This window comes from Lysobacter sp. TY2-98 (assembly GCF_003367355.1).
GTDB lineage: Bacteria > Pseudomonadota > Gammaproteobacteria > Xanthomonadales > Xanthomonadaceae > Cognatilysobacter.
Map to the genome: position 1 here is coordinate 3,007,973 of NZ_CP031413.1, position 25,375 is coordinate 3,033,347.

18 protein-coding genes are annotated in these 25,375 nt (G+C 68.0%); 11 read left to right on the plus strand and 7 right to left on the minus strand.

Going from position 1 to position 25,375, the window contains the following annotated elements:
• Positions 1–279 precede the first annotated feature (279 nt).
• The 9 genes from ftsE to DWG18_RS14500 all read left to right on the plus strand — a co-directional run bounded on the left by ftsE (position 280) and on the right by DWG18_RS14500 (position 9,395).
• A complete protein-coding gene (ftsE, locus tag DWG18_RS14460) occupies positions 280–966 on the plus strand; it encodes a cell division ATP-binding protein FtsE (RefSeq protein ID WP_115647837.1) in 687 nt (228 codons plus the stop codon).
• Complete coding sequence (ftsX, locus tag DWG18_RS14465) at positions 963–1,922, plus strand: permease-like cell division protein FtsX (RefSeq protein ID WP_115647838.1); 960 nt, start codon at positions 963–965, stop codon at positions 1,920–1,922. The genes ftsE and ftsX overlap by 4 nt, the downstream gene beginning before the upstream one ends.
• Positions 1,923–1,929: 7 nt before the next feature.
• Positions 1,930–2,766, plus strand: a complete 837-nt coding sequence (locus DWG18_RS14470; RefSeq protein WP_115647839.1) for a response regulator — start codon at positions 1,930–1,932, stop codon at positions 2,764–2,766.
• A gap of 138 nt (positions 2,767–2,904) precedes the next feature.
• Positions 2,905–3,633 (plus strand): uracil-DNA glycosylase, encoded by a 729-nt coding sequence (gene ung, locus DWG18_RS14475; protein WP_115647840.1) that lies wholly within the window; start codon positions 2,905–2,907, stop codon positions 3,631–3,633.
• A gap of 126 nt (positions 3,634–3,759) precedes the next feature.
• Positions 3,760–5,217, plus strand: coding sequence for a glucose-6-phosphate dehydrogenase (gene zwf / locus DWG18_RS14480; protein WP_205289369.1), 1,458 nt, complete (start codon positions 3,760–3,762; stop codon positions 5,215–5,217).
• Positions 5,218–5,219: 2 nt separating this feature from the next.
• The gene (pgl, locus tag DWG18_RS14485) at positions 5,220–5,930 is read left to right on the plus strand and encodes a 6-phosphogluconolactonase (RefSeq protein ID WP_115647842.1); all 711 of its coding nucleotides are present in this window, start codon (positions 5,220–5,222) and stop codon (positions 5,928–5,930) included.
• Positions 5,930–7,765: a phosphogluconate dehydratase gene (gene edd / locus DWG18_RS14490; protein ID WP_205289370.1), complete on the plus strand. Its 1,836-nt coding sequence runs from the start codon at positions 5,930–5,932 to the stop codon at positions 7,763–7,765. Before pgl ends, edd begins: the two co-directional genes overlap by 1 nt.
• Entirely contained in the window at positions 7,762–8,745 is a 984-nt protein-coding gene (gene glk / locus DWG18_RS14495; RefSeq protein ID WP_115647844.1) for a glucokinase, read from the plus strand. Before edd ends, glk begins: the two co-directional genes overlap by 4 nt.
• Positions 8,742–9,395, plus strand: a complete 654-nt coding sequence (locus DWG18_RS14500; RefSeq protein ID WP_115647845.1) for a bifunctional 4-hydroxy-2-oxoglutarate aldolase/2-dehydro-3-deoxy-phosphogluconate aldolase — start codon at positions 8,742–8,744, stop codon at positions 9,393–9,395. The genes glk and DWG18_RS14500 overlap by 4 nt, the downstream gene beginning before the upstream one ends.
• A gap of 3 nt (positions 9,396–9,398) precedes the next feature.
• On the opposite strand, the gene DWG18_RS15620 is transcribed toward DWG18_RS14500, so the two are convergent.
• The 3 genes from DWG18_RS15620 to DWG18_RS14510 form a co-directional block, all read right to left on the minus strand.
• The gene (locus DWG18_RS15620) at positions 9,399–9,524 is read right to left on the minus strand and encodes a hypothetical protein (RefSeq protein ID WP_255417361.1); all 126 of its coding nucleotides are present in this window, start codon (positions 9,522–9,524) and stop codon (positions 9,399–9,401) included.
• Between the two features lie 100 nt (positions 9,525–9,624).
• Positions 9,625–11,076 carry a sodium/solute symporter gene (locus DWG18_RS14505; RefSeq protein WP_115648218.1) on the minus strand — a complete coding sequence of 484 codons (1,452 nt, stop codon included), beginning with the start codon at positions 11,074–11,076 and terminating at the stop codon, positions 9,625–9,627.
• 83 nt (positions 11,077–11,159) lie between these two features.
• Entirely contained in the window at positions 11,160–13,955 is a 2,796-nt protein-coding gene (locus DWG18_RS14510; protein ID WP_115647846.1) for a TonB-dependent receptor, read from the minus strand.
• A 215-nt stretch (positions 13,956–14,170) separates the two neighbouring features.
• On the opposite strand from DWG18_RS14510, the gene DWG18_RS14515 reads away from it, so the two are divergent.
• Positions 14,171–16,729 (plus strand): alpha-amylase family glycosyl hydrolase, encoded by a 2,559-nt coding sequence (locus DWG18_RS14515; RefSeq protein WP_162823874.1) that lies wholly within the window; start codon positions 14,171–14,173, stop codon positions 16,727–16,729.
• 6 nt (positions 16,730–16,735) lie between these two features.
• Here DWG18_RS14515 and DWG18_RS14520 read toward each other — a convergent pair whose 3' ends face one another.
• Positions 16,736–18,517 carry an alpha/beta hydrolase-fold protein gene (locus DWG18_RS14520; protein ID WP_205289371.1) on the minus strand — a complete coding sequence of 594 codons (1,782 nt, stop codon included), beginning with the start codon at positions 18,515–18,517 and terminating at the stop codon, positions 16,736–16,738.
• 61 nt (positions 18,518–18,578) lie between these two features.
• Here DWG18_RS14520 and DWG18_RS14525 point away from each other — a divergent pair, with 61 nt between their 5' ends.
• Positions 18,579–18,890, plus strand: a complete 312-nt coding sequence (locus DWG18_RS14525) for a hypothetical protein (RefSeq protein WP_115647849.1) — start codon at positions 18,579–18,581, stop codon at positions 18,888–18,890.
• 13 nt (positions 18,891–18,903) lie between these two features.
• On the opposite strand, the gene DWG18_RS14530 is transcribed toward DWG18_RS14525, so the two are convergent.
• Genes DWG18_RS14530 through DWG18_RS14540 form a run of 3 tightly spaced genes read right to left on the minus strand, consistent with a single transcriptional unit; the run spans position 18,904 to position 25,307 of the window.
• Positions 18,904–20,946: a glycoside hydrolase family 97 protein gene (locus DWG18_RS14530; protein WP_115647850.1), complete on the minus strand. Its 2,043-nt coding sequence runs from the start codon at positions 20,944–20,946 to the stop codon at positions 18,904–18,906.
• A gap of 4 nt (positions 20,947–20,950) precedes the next feature.
• Positions 20,951–23,644, minus strand: a complete 2,694-nt coding sequence (locus DWG18_RS14535; protein WP_240318547.1) for an alpha-1,6-glucosidase domain-containing protein — start codon at positions 23,642–23,644, stop codon at positions 20,951–20,953.
• Between the two features lie 49 nt (positions 23,645–23,693).
• Positions 23,694–25,307, minus strand: coding sequence for an alpha-glucosidase family protein (locus DWG18_RS14540; RefSeq protein WP_115647852.1), 1,614 nt, complete (start codon positions 25,305–25,307; stop codon positions 23,694–23,696).
• Positions 25,308–25,375: the final 68 nt, after the last annotated feature.

Here is a 25,375-nt window from a genome sequence, read left to right on the forward strand (position 1 = left end):
CGAACGGGCGGTCGCTGCGGCGGCCGCCCGTTTTCGTTTGCGATCGTCGCGCGCGAAACTGCCCCCGATCCGGGAGGCGCTGCGCATCCTGCGCGGTGACGCAATACAGGCGCCGTGCCCGGCTGCCGCCACAACCGGATCAGGCCGCGTGCGGAGGAGGCGTCAGTGCGCCGGGCCCGACGCCGTGCCGCCGTGCGGAAGCGTTGCACGCGCCCGGAGCAGCGACCTTCATGTCGCACGGTTGATGGTCATCGCAAGGCATCTGCGATACTCCGCCGCATGACCCTCCTGCGTTTCGATAACGTCGGCAAGCGCTACGCCTCCGGGCGCGAGGCGCTGGCGGACGTGAGCTTCGAGGTGGCGCCGGGCGAAATGCTGTTCGTCACCGGGCATTCCGGTGCGGGAAAGAGCACGCTGCTGCGCCTGATCCATCTCACCGAGCGTGCCTCGCGTGGCGCGGTGATCTTTGCCGATCGCAACATCGGCAAGCTGCGTGGACGCCGCATGGCGATGCACCGGCGCGAAGTCGGCGTGGTCTTCCAGGACCATCGCCTGCTCGCGGACCGCAGCGTCGGCGACAACGTCGCACTGCCATTGCTGTTGCGCGGCATGCACCGCGCCGAGATCGGCAAGCGCGTGCGCTCCACGCTCGACAAGGTGGGTCTGGCCGATCGCGAGAAGTCGCTACCGCGCCAGCTCAGTGCGGGCGAGCAGCAGCGCGTGGGCATCGCGCGCGCGCTGGCGGCGGAGCCCAAGCTGCTGTTGGCCGATGAACCGACCGGCAATCTCGACCCCGCGCTGTCGACCGAGATCATGGGCCTGCTCGATTCGCTGGCCGCGCGCGGCACCTCGGTGATCGTCGCCAGTCACGACCTCGCGCTGGTGCGCCGCATCCGCAAACGCGTGCTGGTGCTCGACCACGGACGCCTCGTCGACGACATTCCGCCCGGGGAACTCGCGCCATGAGCACGAAGACGGCAAAGGCGCGACGCAACGACGGTGTGCACACACGGTCCCGGCTCGGCGCGTGGTTCGATCACCACGTCTACAGCCTGGTCGCGAGCCTGGGCCGCATGCTGCGCAAGCCATGGGCGACGGGGCTGACGGTCGGCGTCATGGCAATCGCGATCGCGCTGCCACTGGGGCTGTGGGCGGTGCTGGCGAACGTCGCACAGTTCACCGGCGAGGTGCAGCAATCGCGGCAGGTGAGTCTGTATCTCGTGCCGGGCACCACGCTCGAACGCGCGAATGCACTCGCGCAGCAGATCCGATCGCGGTCGGACGTCGTCGCCGTCGTGGTGCGCAGTGCGGACGAAGGCCTCAAGGAACTGCGCGCGCAGGGCGGCCTGTCGGAAGCAGCGGACGCGCTCGGCACGAACCCGCTGCCGCATCTGTTGCGCGTCACGCCGCGCGGTGACGACGCGGTACTCGCGGCGTCCTTGCAGTCGCTGACCGACGTGGACGTGGTGCAGCAGGACGATGCTTGGCGCACGCGGCTCGATCGCTGGCTGACGCTCGGCGTGCGCATCGCCCTCGTGCTCGCGGTACTGCTCGGGCTCGGTGCGTTGCTGGTGGTCGGCAATACCGTGCGGCTCGACATCCAGTCGCGCCGCGACGAAATCGAAGTGCTGCAGCTGCTCGGCGCCACCGACGGCTTCGTGCGTCGCCCGTTCCTGTACCTCGGTGCGTGCTACGGGCTGCTTTCGGGTGCGATCGCACTCGCGCTGCTCACCGGCGCGGAACTCGCACTGCGCGATCCGATCGCCGGCCTCGCGCAGACGTACGGTTCCGCATTCCGCCTGCAGGGCTTCGACCCGATCCGGGCCGCCGTCGCAGTTCTGGGTGCCGGCGTCATCGGTTGGCTTGGCGCCGGGCTGGTGACGGGTCACTATCTCCGGCAGACCCGCTCGACCGGCGACTGATGTGAGCATGGAGCACCAGGATCTTCGCCATCTGACGTCGACATCGGCGCGCGTGATGGTGGTCGATGGATCGAAGCTGGTCCGGAAGCTCATCGCCGACGTGCTGGCGAAGGAAGTGCCGGGCACCGAGGTCGTCTGCTGCGACAGCGTGGCGCAGGCGCGAGAAGCGCTGGCGAACGGGCCGGTCGACCTGGTGACGACGGCGATTGCACTGCCCGATGGCGACGGCCTCGCGCTCGCGCGCACCGTGCGCGAAGCGGCAGGGCAGAAGTACGTACCGATCATCGTGGTCTCCGGCGATGCGCAGTCGCTGCTCGAATCACGCACGTTCACCGACGACGTCACCGATTATTTCGACAAGGGCCTCGGCCACCACGCGCTCGCCGCATTCATCCGCGGCTACGTCCAACCGGAACCGATTCCGGGTGCGCGCGTGCTGTACGTCGAGGACAGCAAGGTGGTGGCCGTGGCGACCAAGCGCATGCTCGAGCGCCACGGTCTCAAGGTGCTGCACTTCATCGGCGTCGAAGAAGCGCTCGCGCATTTCGAGCAGCATCGCGGGCAGGACGACGTCGGCGCGGACCTCGTGCTCACCGACGTGTACCTCAAGGGCGAGCTCAGCGGCCACGACCTGCTTGGTCGGCTGCGCGTGCAGTTCGGCTACGGCAAGCGTCGTCTTCCGATTCTGGTCATGACGGGCGATGCGAATCCGCAGAACCAGAGCGAGCTGCTGCGCGCGGGTGCGAACGATCTGGTGCTCAAGCCGATCGAGGAACGCCTGCTGGTGACGAAGACGCTGTTCCAGCTGCGCGTGGCGGGCATGGAGCAGCGCGCGGCGGTTTGATCGCTCGCTTCGACAGGTGTCTTCAGAGCGCGTTGTCCGGCGCGCCTTCCACGCAATCCCGCGCATCACACACATCGCAAGCGTCGCTTTCGCCGCAGGCGAATTGCGTCATCCGGCTCAATTCCCCACGATAGGTGGATGGCATCCCTCGACGACATCCGACTTGAGCCGGGCTGGAAGGCGCATGTCGGCGACTACCTGCTGCGCGATGACATGCAGCATCTGGCTGCGTTCCTGCGCGATCGCAAGCGCGCGGGTGCGCAGGTGTTTCCGCCGGGCCATGAAATCTTCGCCGCGTTCGACGCCACGCCGTTCGATCGCACGCGCGTGGTCGTGCTCGGTCAGGACCCTTATCACGGGCCGGGGCAGGCGCACGGGCTCGCGTTCTCGGTGCTGCCGGGCGTGCCGGTGCCGCCATCGCTGCTCAACATCTTCGCGGAGCTGCAGCGTGATCTGGGCATCGCGCGGCCCGATCACGGTTGCCTGCTGCCGTGGGCGTGGCAGGGCGTGCTGCTGCTCAATGCGGTGCTGACGGTCGAGAACGGCCGCGCCGGCGCGCACCAAGGCAAGGGTTGGGAAGGCTTCACCGATCACGTCGTCGACGTGCTCAACGCCGAGCGCGAGGGACTCGTGTTCCTGCTGTGGGGCAGCTATGCGCAGGCCAAGGGCAAGCGCATCGACACCGGCAAGCATCGCGTACTGAAGGCGCCGCATCCGTCCCCGCTGTCTGCGCATCGCGGCTTCATCGGCTGCGGGCATTTCTCGGCGACGAACGAGTACCTGGCGCGGCGCGGCGGCACGCCGATCGACTGGTCGCTGCCCGCCGCGGCGACGCTCCGGAGCCGGTTGGATCCGACCCCGGCGTAGGGGGGGGGGAGCCCGATGACAGCGCTGCCATTCGGGGTACTCTCCGTCTGAGCGGCTGTAATCGTTTGCACCGCACCCTTCATTGCACGCGCCGTACGCTTGGGAGTCCTGTCGACCTCCGTGCCCATGAGCCCTACGCCCGCATCGCTGCTCACCATCTTCGGCGCCTCCGGTGACCTCGCGCAGCGCATGCTGCTGCCGTCCCTGTACGCCCTGCATCGCGACCGCCTGCTGCCCGCGTCCCTGCGCATCCTCGGCACCGCGCGCAGCGAGTTCGACGACGCCGGCTTCCGCGCCAGCGTCGCCGAGGCGATCGAACGCTTCGTGCCCGCCGCCGAGCGCGACGAAGCGGAAATCCGTGGGCTGCTGGAGCGCATCCACTACGTGCCGGCCACGCTGGGCGACGACGCGTCGTTCGCCAAGCTCGGCGAACGCATCGCTGCCCTGCGCAACGGCGGCGACGTCGTCTATCACCTGTCCACCGCGCCGCGCTTCTACGGTGACATCTGCCGTGCGCTCGGCACGATGGAGCTGGCCGATGCCGGCACGCGCGTCATGCTCGAGAAGCCGATCGGCCACGACCTCGCCAGCGCGAACGCGATCAACGACGCCGTCGCCGCGGTGTTCAACGAGTCGCGCATCTTCCGCGTCGACCATTACCTCGGCAAGGAGGGCGTGCAGAACCTGCTCGCACTGCGCTTCGGCAATGCGATGTTCGAGCCGCTGTGGAACGCACGGCACATCCAGCAGGTGCAGATCACCGTCGCCGAAACCGTCGGTGTCGAAGGCCGCGGCGATTACTACGACGACTACGGCGCGATGCGCGACATGCTGCAGAATCATCTGCTGCAGCTGCTGTGCCTCGTCGCGATGGAGCCGCCGTCGCACTTCGATCCATCGGCAGTGCGCAACGAGAAGATCAAGGTGCTGCGTTCGCTGCGACCGATCGGGCGCAACGACGTCGCCGCCGAAACCGTCTCGGGGCAGTACACCGCCGGTGCGATCGACGGAAAGGCGGTGCCCGGCTATCTCGACGAATTGGGTCGCCCGAGTCGCACGGAGACCTTCGTCGCCATCCGCGCGCAGGTCGACAACTGGCGTTGGGCCGGCGTGCCGTTCTACCTGCGCACCGGCAAGCGCATGGCGCGCCGCTCCACCGAAATCTACGTGCAGATGCGCCAGGTACCGCACTCGATCTTCGGCGCCGCGCCGCAGCCGAATGCGCTCGTCATCCGCCTGCAGCCGGACGAGCGCATCGAACTGCAGGTGATGAGCAAGACACCCGGCCTCGATCGCGGCGGACTGCAGCTCTCGCCGGTCGAGCTCGATCTCGACATGCACGAGGAGTTCTCGACGTATCGCCGCCGCCTCGCGTACGAGCGTCTGTACCTCGATGCGATCGAAGGCAACGGCACACTGTTCGTGCGCCGCGATGAAACCGAAGCCGCGTGGCAGTGGGTCGACGCCATCTATGACGGCTGGCGCGCCGCCGGGCTCACGCCAAGGTCGTATCCCGCCGGTACCTGGGGCCCGAGTGCGGCGGTGACGCTGGTCGACCGCAGTGGCCACAGCTGGCGCGAGTAGCGATGGCCTGGGTCGAACACACCTACGACAACAGCGAGGCACTGGCGATCGCGCTGGCGCAGACGCTCGGTGACGCCGTCGAAGCCGCGCTCGACACGCGCGGCCACGCGATGCTCGCGCTTGCCGGCGGGCGCACCCCGCTGCCGGCGTATCGCGCACTGGCCTCGCGCTGGCGCCATGACGTGCGCGCCCGCCGCATCGTGCTGATGCCGACCGACGATCGCTGCGTACCGCACGATCATCCCAATTCCAACGTCGGTGAACTGCGCGCGATCTTCGACGGCACGCCGGTGCGCGTCGAATCGCTGACGACCGCCGATGGCGACGCCGAGCGCTCGGTGCACTATGCGCACGCGATGCTGGCGGACCACCGCGACGACTTCGATGCGGTCGTGCTCGGCATGGGCGCGGATGCGCATTTCGCATCGCTGTTTCCGGGCGCGCGGCAGCTGGCTGAAGGGCTTGATCCGGCGTCGATGCTGGGCGCGCTGCGCGTCGATCCCGACCCCCTGCCGGTCGAAGCACCATTTCCGCGCATGTCGCTGACTTTTGCACGTCTGCTGCGATCGCGCGCCATCCACCTGGCCGTCACCGGCGAGGCCAAGCGCAACGTGCTGCAGGCCGCGTACGCCGATGCCGACGCGTCGATGCGACCGGTCGCGGCGCTGCTCCATGCACCGGAACGCACGGCGCACGTCCACTGGAGTCCCTGATGTCGATGCATCCCACCGTCGAGCGCGTGACCGCGCTCATTCGCCAGCGCAGCGCGACGTCGCGCGCCACCTACCTCGCGCGCATGGCGTCGATGCGCCACGACGGCCCGGCGCGCACCGCGCTGGGCTGCGGCAATCTCGCGCACGGTTTCGCCGCCGCGGGCGCCGACAAGCCGCTGCTGCGCGGCAAGGTCGGCGCCAACATCGGCATCGTCACCAGCTACAACGACATGCTGTCGGCGCACCAGCCGTTCGAGACCTATCCGACGCTGATCCGTGCGATCGCACGCGCGAACGGTGGCAGCGCGCAGGTCGCCGGCGGTGTGCCGGCGATGTGCGACGGCATCACGCAGGGCCGCTTCGGCATGGAGCTGTCGCTGTTCTCGCGCGACACCATCGCGCTGTCCACCGCGATCGCGCTGTCGCACGACATGTTCGACGGCATGCTGATGCTCGGCATCTGCGACAAGATCGTGCCGGGCCTGCTGATCGGCGCGCTGAGCTGGGGCCACCTGCCGTGCATCCTCGTGCCGGCGGGTCCGATGCCGTCCGGCATTCCGAACAAGGAGAAGGCGCGCATCCGCCAGCTCCATGCGGAAGGCAAGGTCGGCCACGAGGAACTGCTGGAAGCCGAAGCCGCGTCGTACCACGCGCCCGGCACCTGCACGTTCTACGGCACCGCCAATTCCAACCAGATGCTGATGGAGGTGATGGGCCTGCACATGCCGGGCACCGCCTTCGTCAATCCGGGCACCGCGCTGCGCGATGCCTTGACGGTCGCCGCGACCGAGCGCGTGCTTCAGATCACCGCGCTGGGCAGGGACTACACACCGCTGTCGCAGAGCGTCGACGAGCGCGCGATCGTCAACGCGATGGTCGGCCTGGCCGCGACCGGCGGTTCGACCAATCACGCGATCCACCTCGTCGCGATCGCACGCGCCGCGGGTCTGCGCATCGACTGGGACGACCTCGACGAACTCTCCCGCGTCACCCCGCTGCTCGCACGCATTTACCCGAACGGCAGTGCCGACGTGAACCATTTCGAGGCGGCCGGCGGCGTGGGTTTCGTGATCCGCGAGCTGATCGATGGCGGGTTCCTGCACGACATCCGTTGCGTGCACGGCGGCACGCTGCGTGACCAGGCGAAGCAGCCTTACCTCGACGGAACCACCCTCAAGTGGGGCGATCCGCCGGCGCAATCGCGCGATCCCTCCGTGGTGCGGCCGCTGTCCGAACCGTTCGACGCCGAAGGTGGCCTGCGCCGCCTGCAGGGCAATCTCGGCCGCGCGGTGGTGAAGGTGTCGGCGGTCGCGCCGGAACATCGCGTCATCGAAGCGCCGGTGCGCATCTTCGAAGCGCAGGACGCACTGCTCGACGCGTTCCGCGCGGGCCTGCTCGAAGGCGACTTCATCGCGGTGGTGCGCGGGCAGGGACCGAAAGCGAACGGTATGCCCGAGCTGCACAAACTCACGCCAACGCTGTCGGTGCTGCAGGACCGCGGCCAGAAGGTCGCGCTGCTCACCGACGGCCGCATGTCCGGTGCATCCGGCAAGGTGCTCGCGGCGATCCATCTCACGCCGGAAGCGGTGGCCGGCGGTGCGATCGCGAAGCTGCAGGCCGGCGATGTCGTGCGTATCGACTCGGATGCCGGGACGATCGATGCCCTCGTCGACGCCGCCGAGTGGGCGGCGCGTACGTCGCAGATGCCGAACGTCTCCATCAACCGCACGGGCATCGGCCGCGAGCTGTTCGCGCTGATGCGACGCGAAGTCGGCAGTGCCGAAGAAGGCGCGTGCTGCCTGCTCGACGCCAGCGACCGGGAACTCTCCGCATGAGCCACCTCGGTCTGATTGCCGACATCGGCGGCACCAACGCGCGTTTCGCGCTGACCGATCTCGACGCGCCAACCCCATCGCTGCGCGATGTGCAGCCGCTGGCCTGCGGCGACTTCGCCTCGCTGCAGCACGCGTGCGAGCACTACCTGCAGAGCGTCGGCGCGAAGCCGATGCGCGCCGCGATCGCGGTCGCGTCACCGGTGAATGCCGACGAGATCCGCCTGACCAATCGCGCGTGGTCGTTCAGTCGTCGCGAGCTGGAGCAGGCGCTCGGCCTCGAGCATCTGCTGCTGCTCAACGACTTCGGCGCGGTCGCGTGGGCGGTGCCGGCGTTGTCGGGTGATGACGCGGTGCATCTCTACGGCCCGTCGCAGCGTCCGCCGCGTTCGCCGGTGACGGTGATCGGCCCCGGCACGGGTCTCGGTGTCGCGCTGTTGCTGGGCGATGAGGCCAGCGGCTGGCGCGTGATCGAAACCGAAGGCGGGCACATCACTTTCGCGCCGGTCGGTGACGAGGAACGCACGATCGCGCGCTGGCTGGACTCGCTGCACGGGCGCACGTCGACCGAGCGCGTCCTGTGCGGCACGGGACTCGCGCAGATCGATGCGGTGCTGCGCGATCCGGAACGGCCCGCGGGCAATGCACCGGTGCTGCGTGACCCGGCCGAGGTGGTGCGACTCGCGCTGGAGGGCCACGACCTCACGGCGCGACGCGCGCTCGCGCGCTTCTGCGCGATCCTCGGCAGCGTCTGCGGCGACGTCGCGCTGGTGCACGGCGCGCGCAGCGTGATGATCGCCGGCGGCATCGTGCCGCGCTTCGTGCCGTTCCTGCGCTCGAGTGCCTTCCGCGAGCGTTTCCTCGCGAAGGGACGCTTCGCCGCCTATCTCGAGAACGTCGCGATCGACGTGATCACCCATCCGCAGCCCGGCCTGCTTGGTGCCGCCGTGGCGCTGCGCGCGACGACGGAGACGCATCGATGAACTGGACGCCCGAAACCCGCGCTGCGCGCGTCGACGACATCCTGGCGCAGGCGCCGGTGCTGCCCGTGCTCGCGATCGAGCGCCTCGAAGATGCCGTGCCGCTCGCACGCGCACTCGTCGACGCCGGCCTGCCGGTGCTGGAGATCACCTTGCGCACGCCGTGCGCTTTGGATGCGATGCGTGCGGTGGTCATCGAAGTGCCCGGCGCAGTGGTTGGCGCCGGCACGATGCTGCGATCGGAGGATTTCCGCGCCGTCGAAGCGACAGGCGCGGTGTTCGGCATTTCACCGGGCGCGACGCCGGCGCTCTACGACGCCGCCGAACTCAGCGCGCTCGCGTTCCTGCCCGCCGTGGCCACCGCAACGGAACTCATGCTCGGCATGGAGCGCGGCTATCGACGCTTCAAGTTCTTCCCCGCGGAAGGTGCCGGCGGCGTCACGGCGCTGAAGGCCTTCGGCGGGCCGTTCGCGGACATCCGCTTCTGCCCGACGGGCGGCATCGACGCGGCGAAGGCGACGGGCTATTTCGCGCTCGGGAACGTCGCGACGGTGGGCGGTTCGTGGATGGTGCCGGCGGACGCGCTGGCATCGCGCGACTGGGATCGGATCGGCCGGCTGGCGCGCGAAGCGGCGGCGTTGCGCGGCGGCTGAGCGTCAGTGATGCGGACGGTTGCGGCGGGCGAATCGCGCCAGCTGTCCCGCGGCGAAGGCCAGCACCGCGACGGCCGAGATCATCAGCAGCAGGACCGGGCTGTCGCCGAGCATGAAGTCCAGGATCATGCGTCGAGGATACGCCTGCCGGCCTCGGCCGCACGCTGAATGACACCCCGAAACGCGACGGGCCGCCCGCAGGCGGCCCGTCGTGCCGACGCACGGTGTATCACGCGGCGTCGGGAATCGCCTGCCGGCGCGCACCGCCCATCACGCGGCTGCCGACCAGCGCGAAGGCGATCGTCGCCAGCAGCGTCGCGAACATCAGGTGGATGTAGTGCGGCGGCGGCGGAAGCACCTGGCGTGCCGTCAGCGCCGGCCAGCCGAAGGTGAAGAAGGCATACAGCAGCGTGCCGAACACCAGCGACCAGCGCACGGCGCGCGCGTTCACGCCGTTGAAGAAGATCGCCACGATGAAGGCGGCGAGCACCGGCATCGAATACAGGCCGTTGAGCTGCTGCAGTGTGCCGATGATGCTCTTCGAATGCGTGTACAGCGGCACGATCGCGAGCGACATGATCGTGAATGCGATGGTGACGATGCGGCCGAGGCGCTTGGCGTCCGCGTTCGGATTGATCTTCGCCAGGTGCACGTCGACGGTGTACAGCGCCGCCGCCGAATTGAGCGCGGCGCTGTAGCTCGACAGCACCGCACCGGTGATCGCCGCGGCGAACGCCCCCGATAGCCACGACGGCAGCACGAGATCCACGAGTCGACCGTAGGCGTCGTCGTCGACATCGCCGAACAGCTTGAATGCGAGGAGGCCCGGCAGCACGACGATCGCGGGCGTCAGCAGCTTGAAGAAGGCGGCGGCGTAGATGCCCTTCTGCGCTTCGCGCACCGTCGGCGCGGCGAGGGCGCGTTGCGCGATCACCATGTTGGTGCCCCAGTAGAACAGGTGCGCGAACAGCATGCCGGTGAACAGCGTCTGCCACGGGATGTCGGAATCGGGACCGCCGACCAGCGTCAGGCGTTCGACCGGAATGCCCGAGAAATCCCAGTGGATGGCGTTGAGCGCGAACAGCGTGACGAGCACGCCCATCACCAGCAGCACGACGCCCATGTAGGTATCGGAGATCGCGATCGCGCGCAGGCCGCCGAGCGCGGCGTAGGCAAGGCCACCGATCGCGAACAGAACGGCGATCGCGATGATCGGCAGGTCCGGATGGAACATCGACGCCATGAACTTGGAGCCGGTGTACAGCACCATCGGCAGCAGGATGAAGAGGTAGCCGAGCAGGAACATCACCGACACCGCGCGGCGCAGGCCCGGATCGCCGAGGCGACGCTCGAGCAGTTCGGTCGTGGTCGTGCACTTGTAGCGGTAGTACATCGGCACCAGCACGTGCGCGAGCACCAGAAGACCCGCAGCGGCGCCGAATTCCCACCACGCCATGAGCATCGTCTGCGCGCCATTCATGCCGACGATCTGTTCGGCCGAGATATTCGTGAGCAGCAGCGAGCCGGCGATGAAGGGCCACGTCAGCGAGCCGCCGGCGAGGAAGTAGTCGCGACCGCGATCCGTGGCGTGGCGCTCGCGGCGGCAGCGCCACCACGTGGCGAGCGCGACCAGTGCGGTCAGCGCTAGAAAGACGGCGACCTGTACGGCATTGGAGGACATCGGCAACTCCATCGTCGCAAAAGAAAAAGCCCCTGCCGTCGGAGAGAACCGGCAGGGGCCCGGGGGTTACGCGTGTCGCGGGATCAGAACTTGTAGTTCAGACCGACCAGGTAGGTGCGGCCCCACTCCACGTATTCCAGCGGACGATCCTTGGATTCAGCGTAGGTGCGATACGCCGAGTTGGTCAGGTTGTTGACCTGCATCAGCAGGGTCAGGCCCTTCAGGCTGGACGCGTCACCGAACGAATAGCTGACCTGCGCGTCGGTGATGTTCTCGCCGACCACGTAGCGCAGCGTGCGGTTGCCGGCGAAGTTGCCGATCTCGCCGATGAAGTCGGAACGACGACGCTGGTTCACGCGCGCCTCGAAACCGTTCTTCTCGTAGTACGCCATGAAGTTGTAGACGCGCTTCGACAGGCCCGGCAGGTCGATCGGCTTGTTGCCGACGCTGCTCGCGCTGTCCGGCGCGAGGATCTGCACGCTGCTGTCGTTGAACGTCGCGCTGGTGACGATGCCGAAACCGTCGAGGGCGTCCGTGAACAGATTCAACGGCAGCGACGCGGTCAGCTCGACGCCCTGCAACTTGCCGCCCTTGCCGTTGAACGGTGCGGTGAAGTTACCGGTCGACTGTGGCTTCGGCAGGTTCGACGGGTAGCCGGCGAGTAGGTCAGAGAAGTCGTAGTTATCGACCGTCTGCGTGTAGATGTACGTCGACAGATCCTTGTAGAAGTATGCGGCGGCCACGTAGGCCTTGGTACCGAAATACTTCTCGTAGGAGATGTCGAACGCATTGGCGCGCCACGGATCGAGTTCCGGGTTGCCACCCGATGCACCCGGCTTCGGCGGCGATTTCGTAGTGTCGACACCGAAGTCACGCGAGGCACGCAGTTCGTCGACGCGCGGACGCGCCATCTGCTTGGCGAGCGCGACGCGCAGCGTCTGGTCGGCCGGCAGCGAGAACGCGAGGTTCAGGCTCGGCAGCCAGTCGGTGTACGACTTGCCGCGCGTGTACGGCACGATCTGCTGGCCGGCCGGACGCGAACCGTCGAACACGTTCGCCGACGAGGACTGGTCCGTGTGCACCGCCTGGATGCCGACGTTGCCGCGCACCGGGATCGAGCCCCACTGCGTGTCCACGTTGGCCTTGAAGTAGGTGGTGCCGATCTTCTCGTTGACCGTCCATGCCTTGGCGACCAGGTAACCCGCCGCGGTCTCGCTCGGGTTGAACGTCATGAAGCGATCGACGACGCCGGGAACGTTCCACGCTGGAATGATGCCGACGCCAGCGAAGCCGAGGTCCACGGTGCCGTACTGGAGGTCGGACGGAATCGTGACTGGACCCTGCGGACCGAGGTTGGTGGACGCTTCCGGCTGGTGCTTTTCCTTCTCGCGATCGGCGTAGTTGAAGCCGACGTCGAAATCGGAGAACCAGCTCAGCGATTCGGGCGCGGCGAAGTTCGCACCGACGCGCAGGCTGACGAGTTCATCGCGGACGCTCGGCACCTTGCCGTAACCCGAGCCGTAGATCGTGTTGGCCAGGTAGAGCTTCGACGGATCGTTGTACATCAGCGTCGGATTGATCTGCGAGAAGTCGCCGCTCGAGTACGCGAGGTGCAGCGTGTCGAGCTGGGACCCCGACGGAGTCGGCGCGAGCTGCAGGTTGTTCTCGAGGCTCAGTTCGTTGCGATCGGCCTTCGACCAGCTGACATCGGTGAAGAACTTCACGTTGTCGAACTTGAAGGTGTTGTTCCAGGCGAACGCCTTGATGGTGTCGCGGCGGTCGTTGTACATGCCGCGTACCAGCGGGTACACGCCGGTGACGGTGCCGCCGGTGAACGTGCCGTTGCCGTTGATCTGCGCGCCGGTAACGTTGAGGCCCGGGCTGTAACCGCCGTTGTACCCGCCCAGGTTCACTTCGAACTGGTTGGCGGTGTCTTCGGCGTGCGCCCTGGAGTAGAAGACGTCCATGACGCTGTGCCACATGTCGTTCGGGCGGACTTCGAACGTCGCCATCACGCCGTCGCGCTTGGTGTAGCCCGTGCGGCGCAGCGCCTTGATGCCATCTGAGTAGTAGGTGCAGCCGCTCGCGGACGGATCGGGGCAACCCGCGCCGGACGGAACGCCCGGACGCCAGGTCGGGCCGATCCGGTTCCACGGCTCGTACAGGCCGACCTGGTTTTCCTGGGTCGGCGTATCCGAATGCGAGTAACCGATCGAGAAACCGAACGTGCGGTCAGCGGACTGCGTGATCAGGCTCGCGTTGATGCGATTGCCGAAGGCGTCCTGGCCCGCCGCGCTGCCCAGCGAGTTGTACGACGCGCGTGCGCCGACGGCGATGACCTGGTCCTGGAAGTCGAGCGGGCGCACGGTGCGCATGTCGACCGTGCCCGACAGGCCCTGGCCGACGAGGCCGGCGTCCGGCGTCTTGTACACGGTCACGCCGCTGAGCAGCTCGGCCGGGTACTGGTCGAACTCGACGCTGCGGTTGTCGCCCGTGCTGACCATCTCGTGGCCATTCATCAGGCTGGTCGAGAAGTCCGGCGACAGGCCGCGCACGCTGATGACCTGCGCACGACCGGCGACGCGCTGCGCGGCGACGCCCGGCAGTCGGCCGATCGATTCGGCGATGCTGATGTCGGGCAGCTTGCCGATGTCTTCGGCGGAAACCGCCTCGACGATCGACGTCGAATTCTTCTTGGTGTCGATGGAGCGTTCGATGCCGCGACGGATGCCGTGCACCGTCACCGTGTCGAGCTGCTTGGCCTCGTCCGCGGACTTGGCGTCGGCCGCCGTGGCCGTCTGCGCCTGGGCCGCCGTCGCCAGCATCATCGCCGACGATGCGAGCGCGACGCTGAGCAGGTTGCGTTTCAGATTCAACATCCCCTGGTACTCCCCGAACTTGAGGTTTCGTAGCGAAAGGGCCCGCGATCGACGTCGCGTAACCGGACTGCTGCGGCAGGCTCCACCGAGCTGCGGCGATGGTAGAGGGGCGTCTCCCCGCACAAATCCTGCTGCAAACGTATTCATGGCAGCGCCGTGACAGCGCGCCACGCGGCGGACCACCATGCGCCACGGCCAGGGGCGGAGGGCGCGAGATGAACAGGCATCGATGGGCGTTGCTTGCGGCGGTGCTCAGTGCGTCGGCGACGGCGTCCGCCGCGCCCAAGGCGCCGCCAACGCCGGACTGGCGCGACCAGATCGTCTATTTCGTGATGCTCGACCGCTTCGACGACGGCGATCCGCGCAACGACGATCAGCACACGGGCGAATTCGACCCCGGCGATGGTGCGCACTACAGCGGTGGCGACCTCGCCGGCGTGACACGACGCCTGGACTACATCCGCGGCCTCGGCGCGACCGCGGTCTGGATCACGCCGCCGGTCGCGCACCAGTGGTGGAACCCGCGCGCGAACTACGGCGGCTACCACGGCTATTGGGCCGACGATTTCTCGAAGGTCGATGCGCACTTCGGCACGCTCGCGGACTACCGCGCGCTGGCCGACGGCCTGCACGGCCGCGGCATGTACCTCGTGCAGGACGTGGTGGTGAATCACGTCGCCGACTACTTCCGCTACGACACCGCGCCCGGCGTCGATCCATCGCAGGGTTACACGCCGGTGCGCGATCCGCGCGGCCATGTCGCACCCACGCAGGCGCCGTTCGATCTCAACGATCCGCGTCGCCCGCGCGATCGTGCCGCCGCGATCTATCACTGGACACCCGACATCGTCGATTACGGCAATGCCGCGCAGGAGAAGAACTGGCAGCTTGCCGGGCTCGACGATCTCAATACCGAGAACGCAACCGTGCGACGCGCGCTGCGTGCTAGCTACGCGAAGTGGATCCGCGACGTCGGCGTCGATGCATTCCGCGTCGACACCGCGTTCTACGTGCCGCCCGCCTACTTCGAGGATTTCCTCTACGCCAATGATGCGAAGGCGCCCGGCATCCTGCGTGTGGCGAAGGCGAACGGGAAGCCCGCGTTCCATCTCTTCGGTGAGGGCTTCGGCCTCGATCGTCCGTTCGACGACACGCAGGCGCGCAAGATCGAAACCTACGTGCGTGGCGAGCACGGCGAGCCGCGCCTGCCGGGCATGATCGATTTTCCGCTGTACGGCACCACGCTCGACGTGTTCGCACGCGGACGCCCGACCGCCGAGCTTGCTGATCGCATCAAGCGGCGCATGCGTGTGCATTCGGCGCCGCATCTGATGGCGACGTTCGTGGACAACCATGACGTCGACCGTTTCCGCGCGACCGGCAGCGACGCGGCATTGAAGCAGGCGTTGCTGATGCTGATGACGCTGCCGGGCATACCGGTCGTGTACTACGGCACCGAGCAGGGCTTCACGCAGCAGCGCGCGGCGATGTTCGCCCGCGGGTACGCCTCCGGGGGGCGCGACCATTTCGACACGACGAGCGATGGCTATCGCTACCTGCAGCGCGTGATTGCCTTGCGACGCGGCAATCGCACGCTGTCACGCGGCACGCCGACGCTTCTCGCTTCGAATCCTGCGGCACCAGGTGCGTTGGTGTATTGCATGGACGGCGCCGGCGGTGCCGTCCTGGTCGCGTTCAATACGGCGGATCGGCCGACGTTGCTCGATGCGCTGGATGTGCCCGTTCGTGGAACTCCGCGCCCGCTCTTTTCGATCGATGGCGACGCGCCGTCGTGGGACGGGCGCCGTCCGCTGGTACTTCCCGCACGCGCTGGCTATGCATGGGCGATCGATGCAACACCTTCGCGGGCCGACACCGTCCACGACCCGCTGACGATCGAGGCGCTGCCGTCCAAGCTCGCTGAAATGCAGTCCATCACCGGGCGCGCGACGCCAGGCGCCCACCTGCAGCTTCTTCTGGATGGCGATCTCTCGACCGCGCTGCCGGTCACCGTCGCGCGCGACGGACGTTGGCGCGCCACATTGCCGACGTCCGACCTCGTCGACCCCGAGGTCGCCCATCGACTCGTCGCGTTCGATGCGGCGCGCGCCACGGTCTCCTCGCCTGCGACGTTCCACGTCGACCGCGAGTGGGTGACGCTCGCCGACGTCGCCGATCCGCAGGGCGACGACATCGGTCCCACGGGCCGCTATATGTACCCTGCCGACGCGGCGTGGCGTGCGGCCCATCCGGGCGACATCACGCGCGTGCGGGCGTCCGGCAGCGGCGGCGCGCTACGCCTCGACGTCAGTCTGCGCACGCTGATGAGGTCGTGGAACCCCGCCAACGGCTTCGACCACGTCGCGCTCACCGTCTACGTTTCGCTCCCGAACGCGCGCGACGGCGCCGCCACGCTACCGCTGCAGGGCGCGGTGCTCCCGAGCAGCGCGCGCTGGCAGCGACGCCTGCGCATCGGCGGCTGGTCGAACACGCTGACGTCGTCCGATGGCGCCGACGCCACGCACGAAGGCACGCCGATGACGCCAGGTGCGCAACTGCGCGTCGACGCGGCGACCTCGACGCTGCAGGTGCTGCTGCCGTCGTCTGCACTCGGACGCCTGTCGTCGCTGCGGGGCGCGCGCGTCTACGTCACGACGTGGGACTACGACGGTGGCTATCGTGGCCTGTCGCCCGACGGCGACTCGCACACCTTCGGTGGTGCGCCAGCGGACGCACCCAAGATCCTCGACGACGCCTGGCTCGAGCTGCGCTGACCGGAGTCAGCGCAGCGGACCGAGCAGGAACTGCAGGGGCAAGTCGACGCGCGCCTTCCATGCCGCTTCGTTGTGCTCGGCGCCTTCGTAGACGCGACTGAGCACGTCACGTCCCTCGCGATAACCCAGTGCGGGCATCGCCGCGTCGATGCGCTGCTGGAACGGCGCGTACTCCGCGTCGAGCGTGCGCGTGCCGTGGTCGAAGTAGATCCGGTGCGTACCGGCGCGTGGCAGGTGCGACGCGAACCAGTCGACGCTTGCGCCGTTCGCGGCCGGCCAGTGCGTCGACACCGCACCCGCGCCGCCGAACACGTCGGGCCGCTGCGCCAGCGCGTACAACGAGATCAGCCCGCCCATGCTCGAGCCCATGACGAACGTGTCGGCCGGGGCCGTCTTCGTGCGGTAGTGCGCGTCGATGAAGGGCTTGAGCTCCTCGGCGAGGTAACGCACGTAGTCGTCCGAGCGCAGCGTCGCCGCATCCACCGGCGGTATGCCGTCGACCCCGACGTTGATCGAACTGCGCGCGACTGGCGCCTTCGGCATGTACTCCGCGAAGCGCAGCGGCGTGTTCCAGACACCGACCACGATCGCCTCGCGCACGCGGTGCGTGGCGATCAGGCGTGTCATGGCGCCGTCGACATCCCAGTCGACGCCGGTGGTGTAGCTCAATGTCGGATCGAACAGGTTCTGCCCGTCGTGCATGTAGAGCACGGGATAGCGCCGCTTCGGGTCGCGGCCGTACGACGGGGGCAACCACACGTCGACGTTGCGCGCGACGACGAAGCGCGACGGCAACTCCTGCCAGCTTTCCGTATGCCCGGTCGCGTTGAGGGCCGGCGCGTGTACCGCGTACGCCCAGCGCAGGAACGGCGGCAGCATCTGCGCCCAGCTCGCCTGCTGGTGCTTGCCCCCGTCGAGCACGTACAGCGCGACGTCGCTGCGGTCGGCGCGATGCGCGGCATCGTCGTTCACGCGGTAGCCCACCTGCTTCAGGCCCTTCATGCCGCCCGCATCGACGTTCCAGCCGTCGACCACGTCGCGCACGTCGTCGACCGCGTCGTTGACGCCGTCGCCGTCGCGATCGCTCGTCTCCTCGTCGGTGCCGATCGCGAAGAAGAAGCGCGCGCCATTGCGCGGCGGTGTGCTCGCGACCATCGACTGCGCGATGCGCGTGCGCTGCTGCGTGTCGGGGCGGGTCCGGTCGGTCGACAGCCAGAACGACGGCGAAAAGGCACCGACGCGCGCGAACACCTCGGGGTACTGCCAGCCGACGTTGAACGCATGGGCACCGCCGAGCGACCAGCCGAGGATCGCGCGCGCCTCCGGCGAGGGCCGCACCGCATAACGCGACTCCACGAAGGGCACGAGGGTGTGCACGAGCCATTCGGAATAGGCGTGCGCGCGTGCGCCGACGTCGCCGTACTTCGTCGGCGACACCACCGCCTTACCCGCGGCGCGATCGGAAAAGCCATAGGCGCCCATGCGGTCAGGCGGCATGTCGATCGCGACCACCACCGGTGCGCGGATCGTGCCGGCCGACGCCAGCGACATCACGGTGTCGGCCAGATGCACGGCTTCCGCGTCCTGCCCGTCGTCGACGTAAAGCGCATCGCAACCCGGCTGGGTGCCGGCACCGCAGGTGGGCGGCACGAAGACGCGCACGCGCAGTGGCGGGGTCGACACGCCCGGCGCCATGATCTGCAGGGTGTCGACGCGCAGCGGTGCGACATCCGCCGCCTGTGCCGCCACCGCAGCCATCGACAGCGACGTCGCGAACGCAGCGCGCACTACGCGACGCCGCCACGTCGCGTCGACACATCCGTACATTCCTCGCCCTAGAATCGTCGTCATGGATTACGAGCTCGTCATCAAGTTCTACCGCAAGTCGCTCGACGACGAGGCGTTCCTCGCCACGATCGAGGAGGAGCTGAAGCCGGTGCTCGGCGCCTCGGCGCGCACCGATGGATACGACGTGCGTCCGAAGGACATCAACCTCTTCGTACAGACCGACGATCCGCGCACGGTATTCCGCAAGATCAAGTCGGTGCTGGAGGCGCGGGGCATCGAGCGCGGCGTGTCCGCGGCGTACCGGCTCGTCGGCGGCGCACAGTTCACGTCGATCTGGCCGACGCGGCCGATGCGCCGCTTCACGCTCGACTGACCACGCACCATCGTCAGCGCAGCGCCTTCAGGCGAATGGCCTCGCCACCACCGGGCGCGAGCTTCAGCGTCAGTACGTCACCGCGCTTCACCGATCTGGTCTCGACGACGAACGCGAACGGACTGGTCTTCCAGTCCGCACCGTCGCCATCGCGATAGATCTGCGCTTCGTAACGGCGCCCGGCATCGAGGAAGTCCAGCGGCAGCGTGAGCGTGCGTGCGTTCTCGTCGGTCACGGAGCCGACGAACCAGTCGTTGCCGCCACGTTGCTTGCGCACGACCGTCACGAAGTCACCCGGTTCGCCATTGATCACCTTCGTGTCTTCCCAGTCGGTCGGCACGTCCTCGATGAAGCGGAACGCGTTCATGTGCTGCGCGTAGTGCTCGGGCAGATCCGCCGCCATCTGCACCGGTGAATAGATCACCACGTAGTTCGCGAGCTGCTTCGCGATCGTGCTCTGGATCGGCTGCCCGCCGCGGCCCTTCAGGCTCAGCACGCCGGGCGTGAAGTCGAACGGGCCGGCGAGCATGCGCGTGAACACGAGATTGGCCTCGTGCTCGGGCGGGTTCGGTGGATTGCCCCAGGCGTTGTATTCCATGCCACGCGCACCTTCGCGCGCGATCCAGTTCGGATACGTGCGGCGCAGGCCGGTGTCCTTGATCGGTTCGTGGTCGACGATCGCGATGTGCCGCTTCGCCGCTTCCTGCACGACGCGCAGCTGATGGTTCGCGCGCCACTGGCCGTCATGCCATTCGCGCAGCACCGGGCCGCCGTCGACATCCTGACGTTCGATCTGGCCCGCGTCGCAGACGTAACCGGTCTTGACCACGTCGATGCCGAGTCGCGCATCAAGATCCAGCGCCTTCGGTAGCTGGCGCTCGTAATGGCTGACCGCGCAGCCCGTTTCGTGATGGCCGATCAGGTGCACGCCCTTCGCCGCCGCGTATTTCGACAGCCCTTCGATGTCGAAGTCGGGCGTCGCCCTGGTGAAGTCGAAATCCCAGCCGTTCGCGAACCAGTTGCCGTCCCAGCCGGGATTCCACCCCTCGACGAGCACGCCACGGAAGCCGTGCGCGGCGGCGAAGTCGATGTGGCGCTTGGTTTCTTCCGTGGTGGCGCCGTGCTTCGGGCCCGTCGCCCACGTCTTCTCGTCGAGATGCAGCGACCACCACACACCGACGTATTTCGCCGGCTTGAACCAGCTCACATCGCCGAGCTTGTTGGGCTCGTTGAGGTTTAGGATGAGGCTGGACTCGACAAGACCGCCGGCGCGGTCGCTGATCGTGATCGTGCGCCACGGCGTGGTGAACGGTGCGGTGCGGCGCACCTTCCAGCCTTCGCTGCCGGGCGACAGCTGCGCCTTGAGGCGCTGGCCCTCGATGCGACGCAGCCACATGCTCGAGTAGTCGACGAGCGCGGCTTCATGGAACGAGAGATAAGTGCCGTCGTCCGTCTTCAGCGTGACCGGCGTATGCGCCTGGCTGACCTCGCGCAGTGGGGTGCGGTTGTACAGGTATTCGTAACGGTTCCATTCGCCCGCCGGAATCCACCACGCCGTCGCGTTCGGCACCACGTCGAACTCGGTGAGTTCCTCGGTGATGCGTACGTCCTTCATCGACGGCTGGTCCGGGAACTCGTAACGGAAGCCGAGGCCGTCATCGAACACGCGGAACGTCACGTCGATCGCGCGCTTGGCGTTGATCGTCTCGGTGAAACGCGTCCGCAGTTCGTTGTAATGGTTGCGGGTGACCCGACGCTCGCCCCACGGCTGTTCCCAGGTCTCGTCCGCGCTGCGCGTCTGCTGCGAGGTGAACGCGAGGTTGCGCTGAATCTGCTCGGCGTTCTGGAACAGGAAGCCGAGCCGCGACGTGCCGATCAGCGGCTTGTCGTCGCGGAACACGCGATAGCCGATGCGCCCGTCGTCGACGTCGAGCTCGACGCGCAACGAATGATCCGGCGACTCCACGCTCGCGACGGTCTTGGCCAGCGCCGGATGCGCGGTGAGCAGCACGAGGGCGGAAACGAGGGCGGTCAGCGGACGGCGTGACAGGCTCATGGGTTCACTCGATGACGAAAACGGCGGCGGTGCGGCCGGGCACGGTGACGCGGCCGGTCGGGTCGTAACGGGCTTCGCGCACGCGCGCATCGGTGCCGGCGCGTTGCACGGGGTGGAGCACGTAGGCCTTGTGCGCTTCGCCGGGCAGCGCGAGGGTCTGCGCTTCCGGCGAAGTGTTGACGAGGTAGAGCAGCTCGCGCGCGCCGGGCAGGCCCGTGCCGTCGAGATGGCCGACGATCACTGCGGGGTTCTGCGTCGGGCCGGTGTTGAGGAAACTGAGACGGCGTTCGACGTCGCTCGCGTTACGCAGGCGCAGCAGCGGCGTCGTCGCGCGCAGCTTCAGCCAGTCGCGGAAGACGTCGCGCGTCCAGGCGATCTCACGCGGTGCCGGCTTGATGGATGCATCGCGCAGGAAAGGCGCGAGGAGCGGCCAATCCTTGCCGTTGTCGGCGGACCGCGGCAGGCCGACACCGAAGCCGTTGTCGGTGTAGGTCCAGTCGAGCCGATTGAACGCGTCGCCCGACTCGAAGCTGTTGCGATCGAGTGACTTGCTGCGCAGCACGTCGATGCCGGCGTGGTAGTAGGCGACGCCCTGGCTCAATGCCACCACCGCGATGCCGAGCACCTGCGCGCGCGCACGCTCATCGCGCGGCGTCCCGGCAGGCAGGCGCAGCGCGTTCACATCGAACAGCGTGAGGTTGTCGTGGTTCTCGACATAGTTGACGACTTCGTCGGGCGCAGTTGCATAGCCCGCGGCTTGGCCCGCGTAGTCGAGCGCGGCCAGTGGCGCGGTCCGACCGTCGGCGAAGGTCGTCGTGTAGTCGCGCAGCGTGCCGGCCAGCCCCGCCCGGATCAGGTCGGCGGCGTGCAGCGCGTCGGTGCGCGACGCGGGTACTACGGCGAGTCCGTTGAGCCAGCCCTTGTTCGCACGCAACGCCTCGCCCGAATCGCAGCAGCCGCCGCCCCGCAGCGCATCGCGCGCGCGGTCGCTGAACGTCGCGATATCCGTGCCGTCCAGCCGCCCCTGCGCCGCCTGTACGAAGCGCGCACCGTTCGCGACTTCACCGAAATTCCAGCCTTCGCCGAGCATCGGCACGTCATGACCGACGGCATCGCGCAGCGCGCGTTGCGCGCGTTCCATCGCGGCGCGCGGCTGGTGGCCCATGAGGTCGAAGCGGAACGAGTCGATGCCGTAGTCGCGCGCCCAGCGCACCAGCGTGTCGGCCATGAGTCGCGCCATCATGCGGTGCTCGGTCGCTGTGTTCTCGCAACACGTGGAGTGCTCGACCTTGCCGTTCGCGTCGAGCCGGTAGTAGTAGCCCGGCACGATGCGATCGAGCACCGAGGTGTCGGCTTGGCCGGACGTCGTGGTGTGGTTGTAGACGACGTCCATGCCGACGCGCAGGGCCAGCGCATGCAGTGCCTGCACCATCGCGCGGAACTCGCGGATGCGCACCGCGCCGTCGGCGGCGTCGGTCGCATAGCTGCCCTCCGGTGCGCCGAAGTGCTGCGGGTCGTAGCCCCAGTTGTAGCAGTCGCGGTGGGCCACTTTCGCGATCGCCGCCTGCGGCGCCGGGCTGTCCGGCGCGCCCTTCAGGATTACGGGCGATGCGCAACCGCGTTCGGGAATCGTCGCGATGTCGAACACCGGCAGCAGGTGCACATCGGTCAGCCCGGCGGCGCGCAGCGCGGCGAGGTGTTTCATGCCTGCCGATGTAACGTCGGTGAAGGCGAGGTACTTGCCGCGATGTGGCGTCTGTACGCTCGCGTCGGCGACGGAGAAGTCGCGCACGTGCAGCTCGTACACGGTCATGTCGACCGGATTCTCAGCCGGCGCAGGTCGCGCGTGGTCGGGCCAGTGCGCCGGCGCGAGGTGCGGGTTGCTCGTGTCGCCCAGATCCTCGACCACGCTGCGCTTCGAGTCCGGCGTCAATGTCACCGAATACGGATCGGTGACGCGATTGCGTACGACGCCGAGGCCCGGCACGAAAACGTCGGTCAGGAACAGGTAGCTACGGCCACGCACATCGCCCGGTACACGCGCGGTCCACGCGCCGCTCGCCTCGTCGCGCTTCAGGGCGACCGGCATCGCGTTCGCAGAACCGCGTCCGTAGAGGCACAGCGCGACGCGTCGCGCGGTCGGCGCCCAGACGCCGAAACGGGTGCCGCTGCGTTCGACCTGTGGTCCCAGTTCCGCCGCGTCGCCGTCGAAGGCCGCATCGAGCAGGCCCGGCGACTGCAGGTAGGTCGCGTCGACGGCACGCCCTTCGTCGTCCTCGCGCACCAGCCACCACTGCGTCGCGACGTTCGCGCGCAGCGTGCGGGCATCGACGTCGCTAAGCTGGCGTTGCGCGCCCGCGGGGAGGAACCGAAACGCATCCGCCGCTTCGGGGGCGAGCGGCCGCGTCGGTGAGCGGGGTTGCAAGGCGAGATCGGCGCCTTGCACATGATGCGAGGCATCGATACGAAGCGCAGCGTCGTGCGACCCGACAAGGCGATAGCGCCCATCGTCGGGCATGCCGGGCCACCGCAGCGTGCGCGCGTCGAGCCAGTAGGCGCGGGCATCGAGGCGCGGGTCCGCAGCGGCGGACAGCGTGGTCGATGTCGCTTCGCGCGCGCAGTCGGCGGTCGTCGGCGCAGCGGCGAAGGCAGTGCCGGCAAACACGCCGACTGCAAGAGCGGTCAGCCCGATGTGCACGCCTCGCAGCCGATGCGACCGCACGTCGAACGATCCGGCGCGCGCCGGATCAGTCGAGTCGTGCGAACAGCGCGCCATGGGCGGGCAGCTGCAGCGTGCCAGCGTCAACGCGACCTGCGGCAACGCCCGGTGCATCGAGCTTCGTCGCAGCGCCGACGTCGAGCGTGCAGGCGACATCCGCAGCCGAAAGGTTGAACGCGACGAGCAGGCGCTCGCCCGCGTATTCGCGCACGAACACGAGTATCGGTTCGGGCGTGTCGAGGAAACGGATCGCACCTTCGACCAGCGGCGCCTGGGTGCGACGCCAGCGCAGGAACGCGCGCACGGCGTTGAGTACCGACGACGGATCGCTGTCCTGCTTCGCCACGCTGCGCGGCGTATGCGCCGGCGCGACCGGCAGCCACGGCGTGCCGTCGGTGAAGCCGGCGGACGCGCCGCCGTTCCACGGCAGCGGCGTGCGGCATCCGTCGCGGCCCTTGAACGTCGGCCAGAACGCGATGCCGTAGGGGTCCTGCAACAGCTCGTAGGGCACGTCGGCTTCGGGCAGGCCGAGTTCCTCGCCCTGGTAGAGGCAGACCGAACCGCGCAGCGAGCACACGAGCGCGACGAGCTGACGCGCGAGCACGTCGTTCGCCTGGCCGTCGCCCCAGCGCGACACCGCCCGCTGCACGTCGTGATTGCTGATCGCCCAGCACGGCCAGCCTTCGGTCATACTCGCTTCCAGGCGTTCGACCGTGCCGCGGATGAAGGCGGCGGTGAAGTCGTCGGTGAGCAGCTCGAAGCTGTAGCCCATGTGCAGGCGGCCGGGGCGCACGTACTCGGCCATCGTCGCGAGCGAGTCTTCGGACGAGATTTCGCCGAGTGCGGCGACGTCGGGATAGCGGTCCATCAGCGCGCGGATCTCCTCGAGGAAGACGAGGTTTTCCGGCTGCGTGTTGTTGTAGTGGTGGTACTGGAACGCGTACGGGTTGTCGGGCGAAAAGCCGCGGCCGGTGCGCAGGTGTTCCGGCTTCGGCGGGTTGTCGCGTAGCTGCGCGTCGTGGAAGCAGAAGTTGATCGCGTCGAGGCGGAAGCCGTCGACGCCGCGATCGAGCCAGAACTTCACGTTTTCCAGCTGCGCCTGCTGCACCGCCGGATTGTGGAAATTGAGGTCGGGCTGTTCGGTCAGGAAGTTGTGCAGGTAGTACTGGCCGCGGCGTGACTCCCACTGCCATGCGACGCCGCCGAAGATCGACAGCCAGTTGTTGGGCGGCGTGCCGTCGGGCTTCGCGTCGGCCCACACATACCAGTCGGACTTCGCGTTGCTGCGGCTCTGCCGACTCTGCTTGAACCATTCATGTTCAGCCGAGGTGTGACTGAGCACCTGGTCGATCATCACCTTCAGGCCCAGCGAATGCGCCTTCGCTAGCAGGCGATCGAAGTCCTCGAGCGTGCCGAACATGGGATCGACTTCGCGGTAATCCGCGATGTCGTAGCCGAAGTCGGCCATCGGCGACTTGAAGAACGGCGAGATCCAGATCGCGTCGACGCCCAGGCTCGCGACGTAGTCGAGCTTCTCGACGATGCCGGGCAGGTCGCCGATGCCGTCGCCATTGGTATCGAGGAAGCTGCGCGGGTAGATCTGGTAGATCACCGCGCCTCGCCACCAGGTCTTCTTCGTCATCGAGACCTCAACAACCCCAGATGCATGGACGACCGTCCGGTCGCTGCGCGGCATTCCGCGCATGCCGC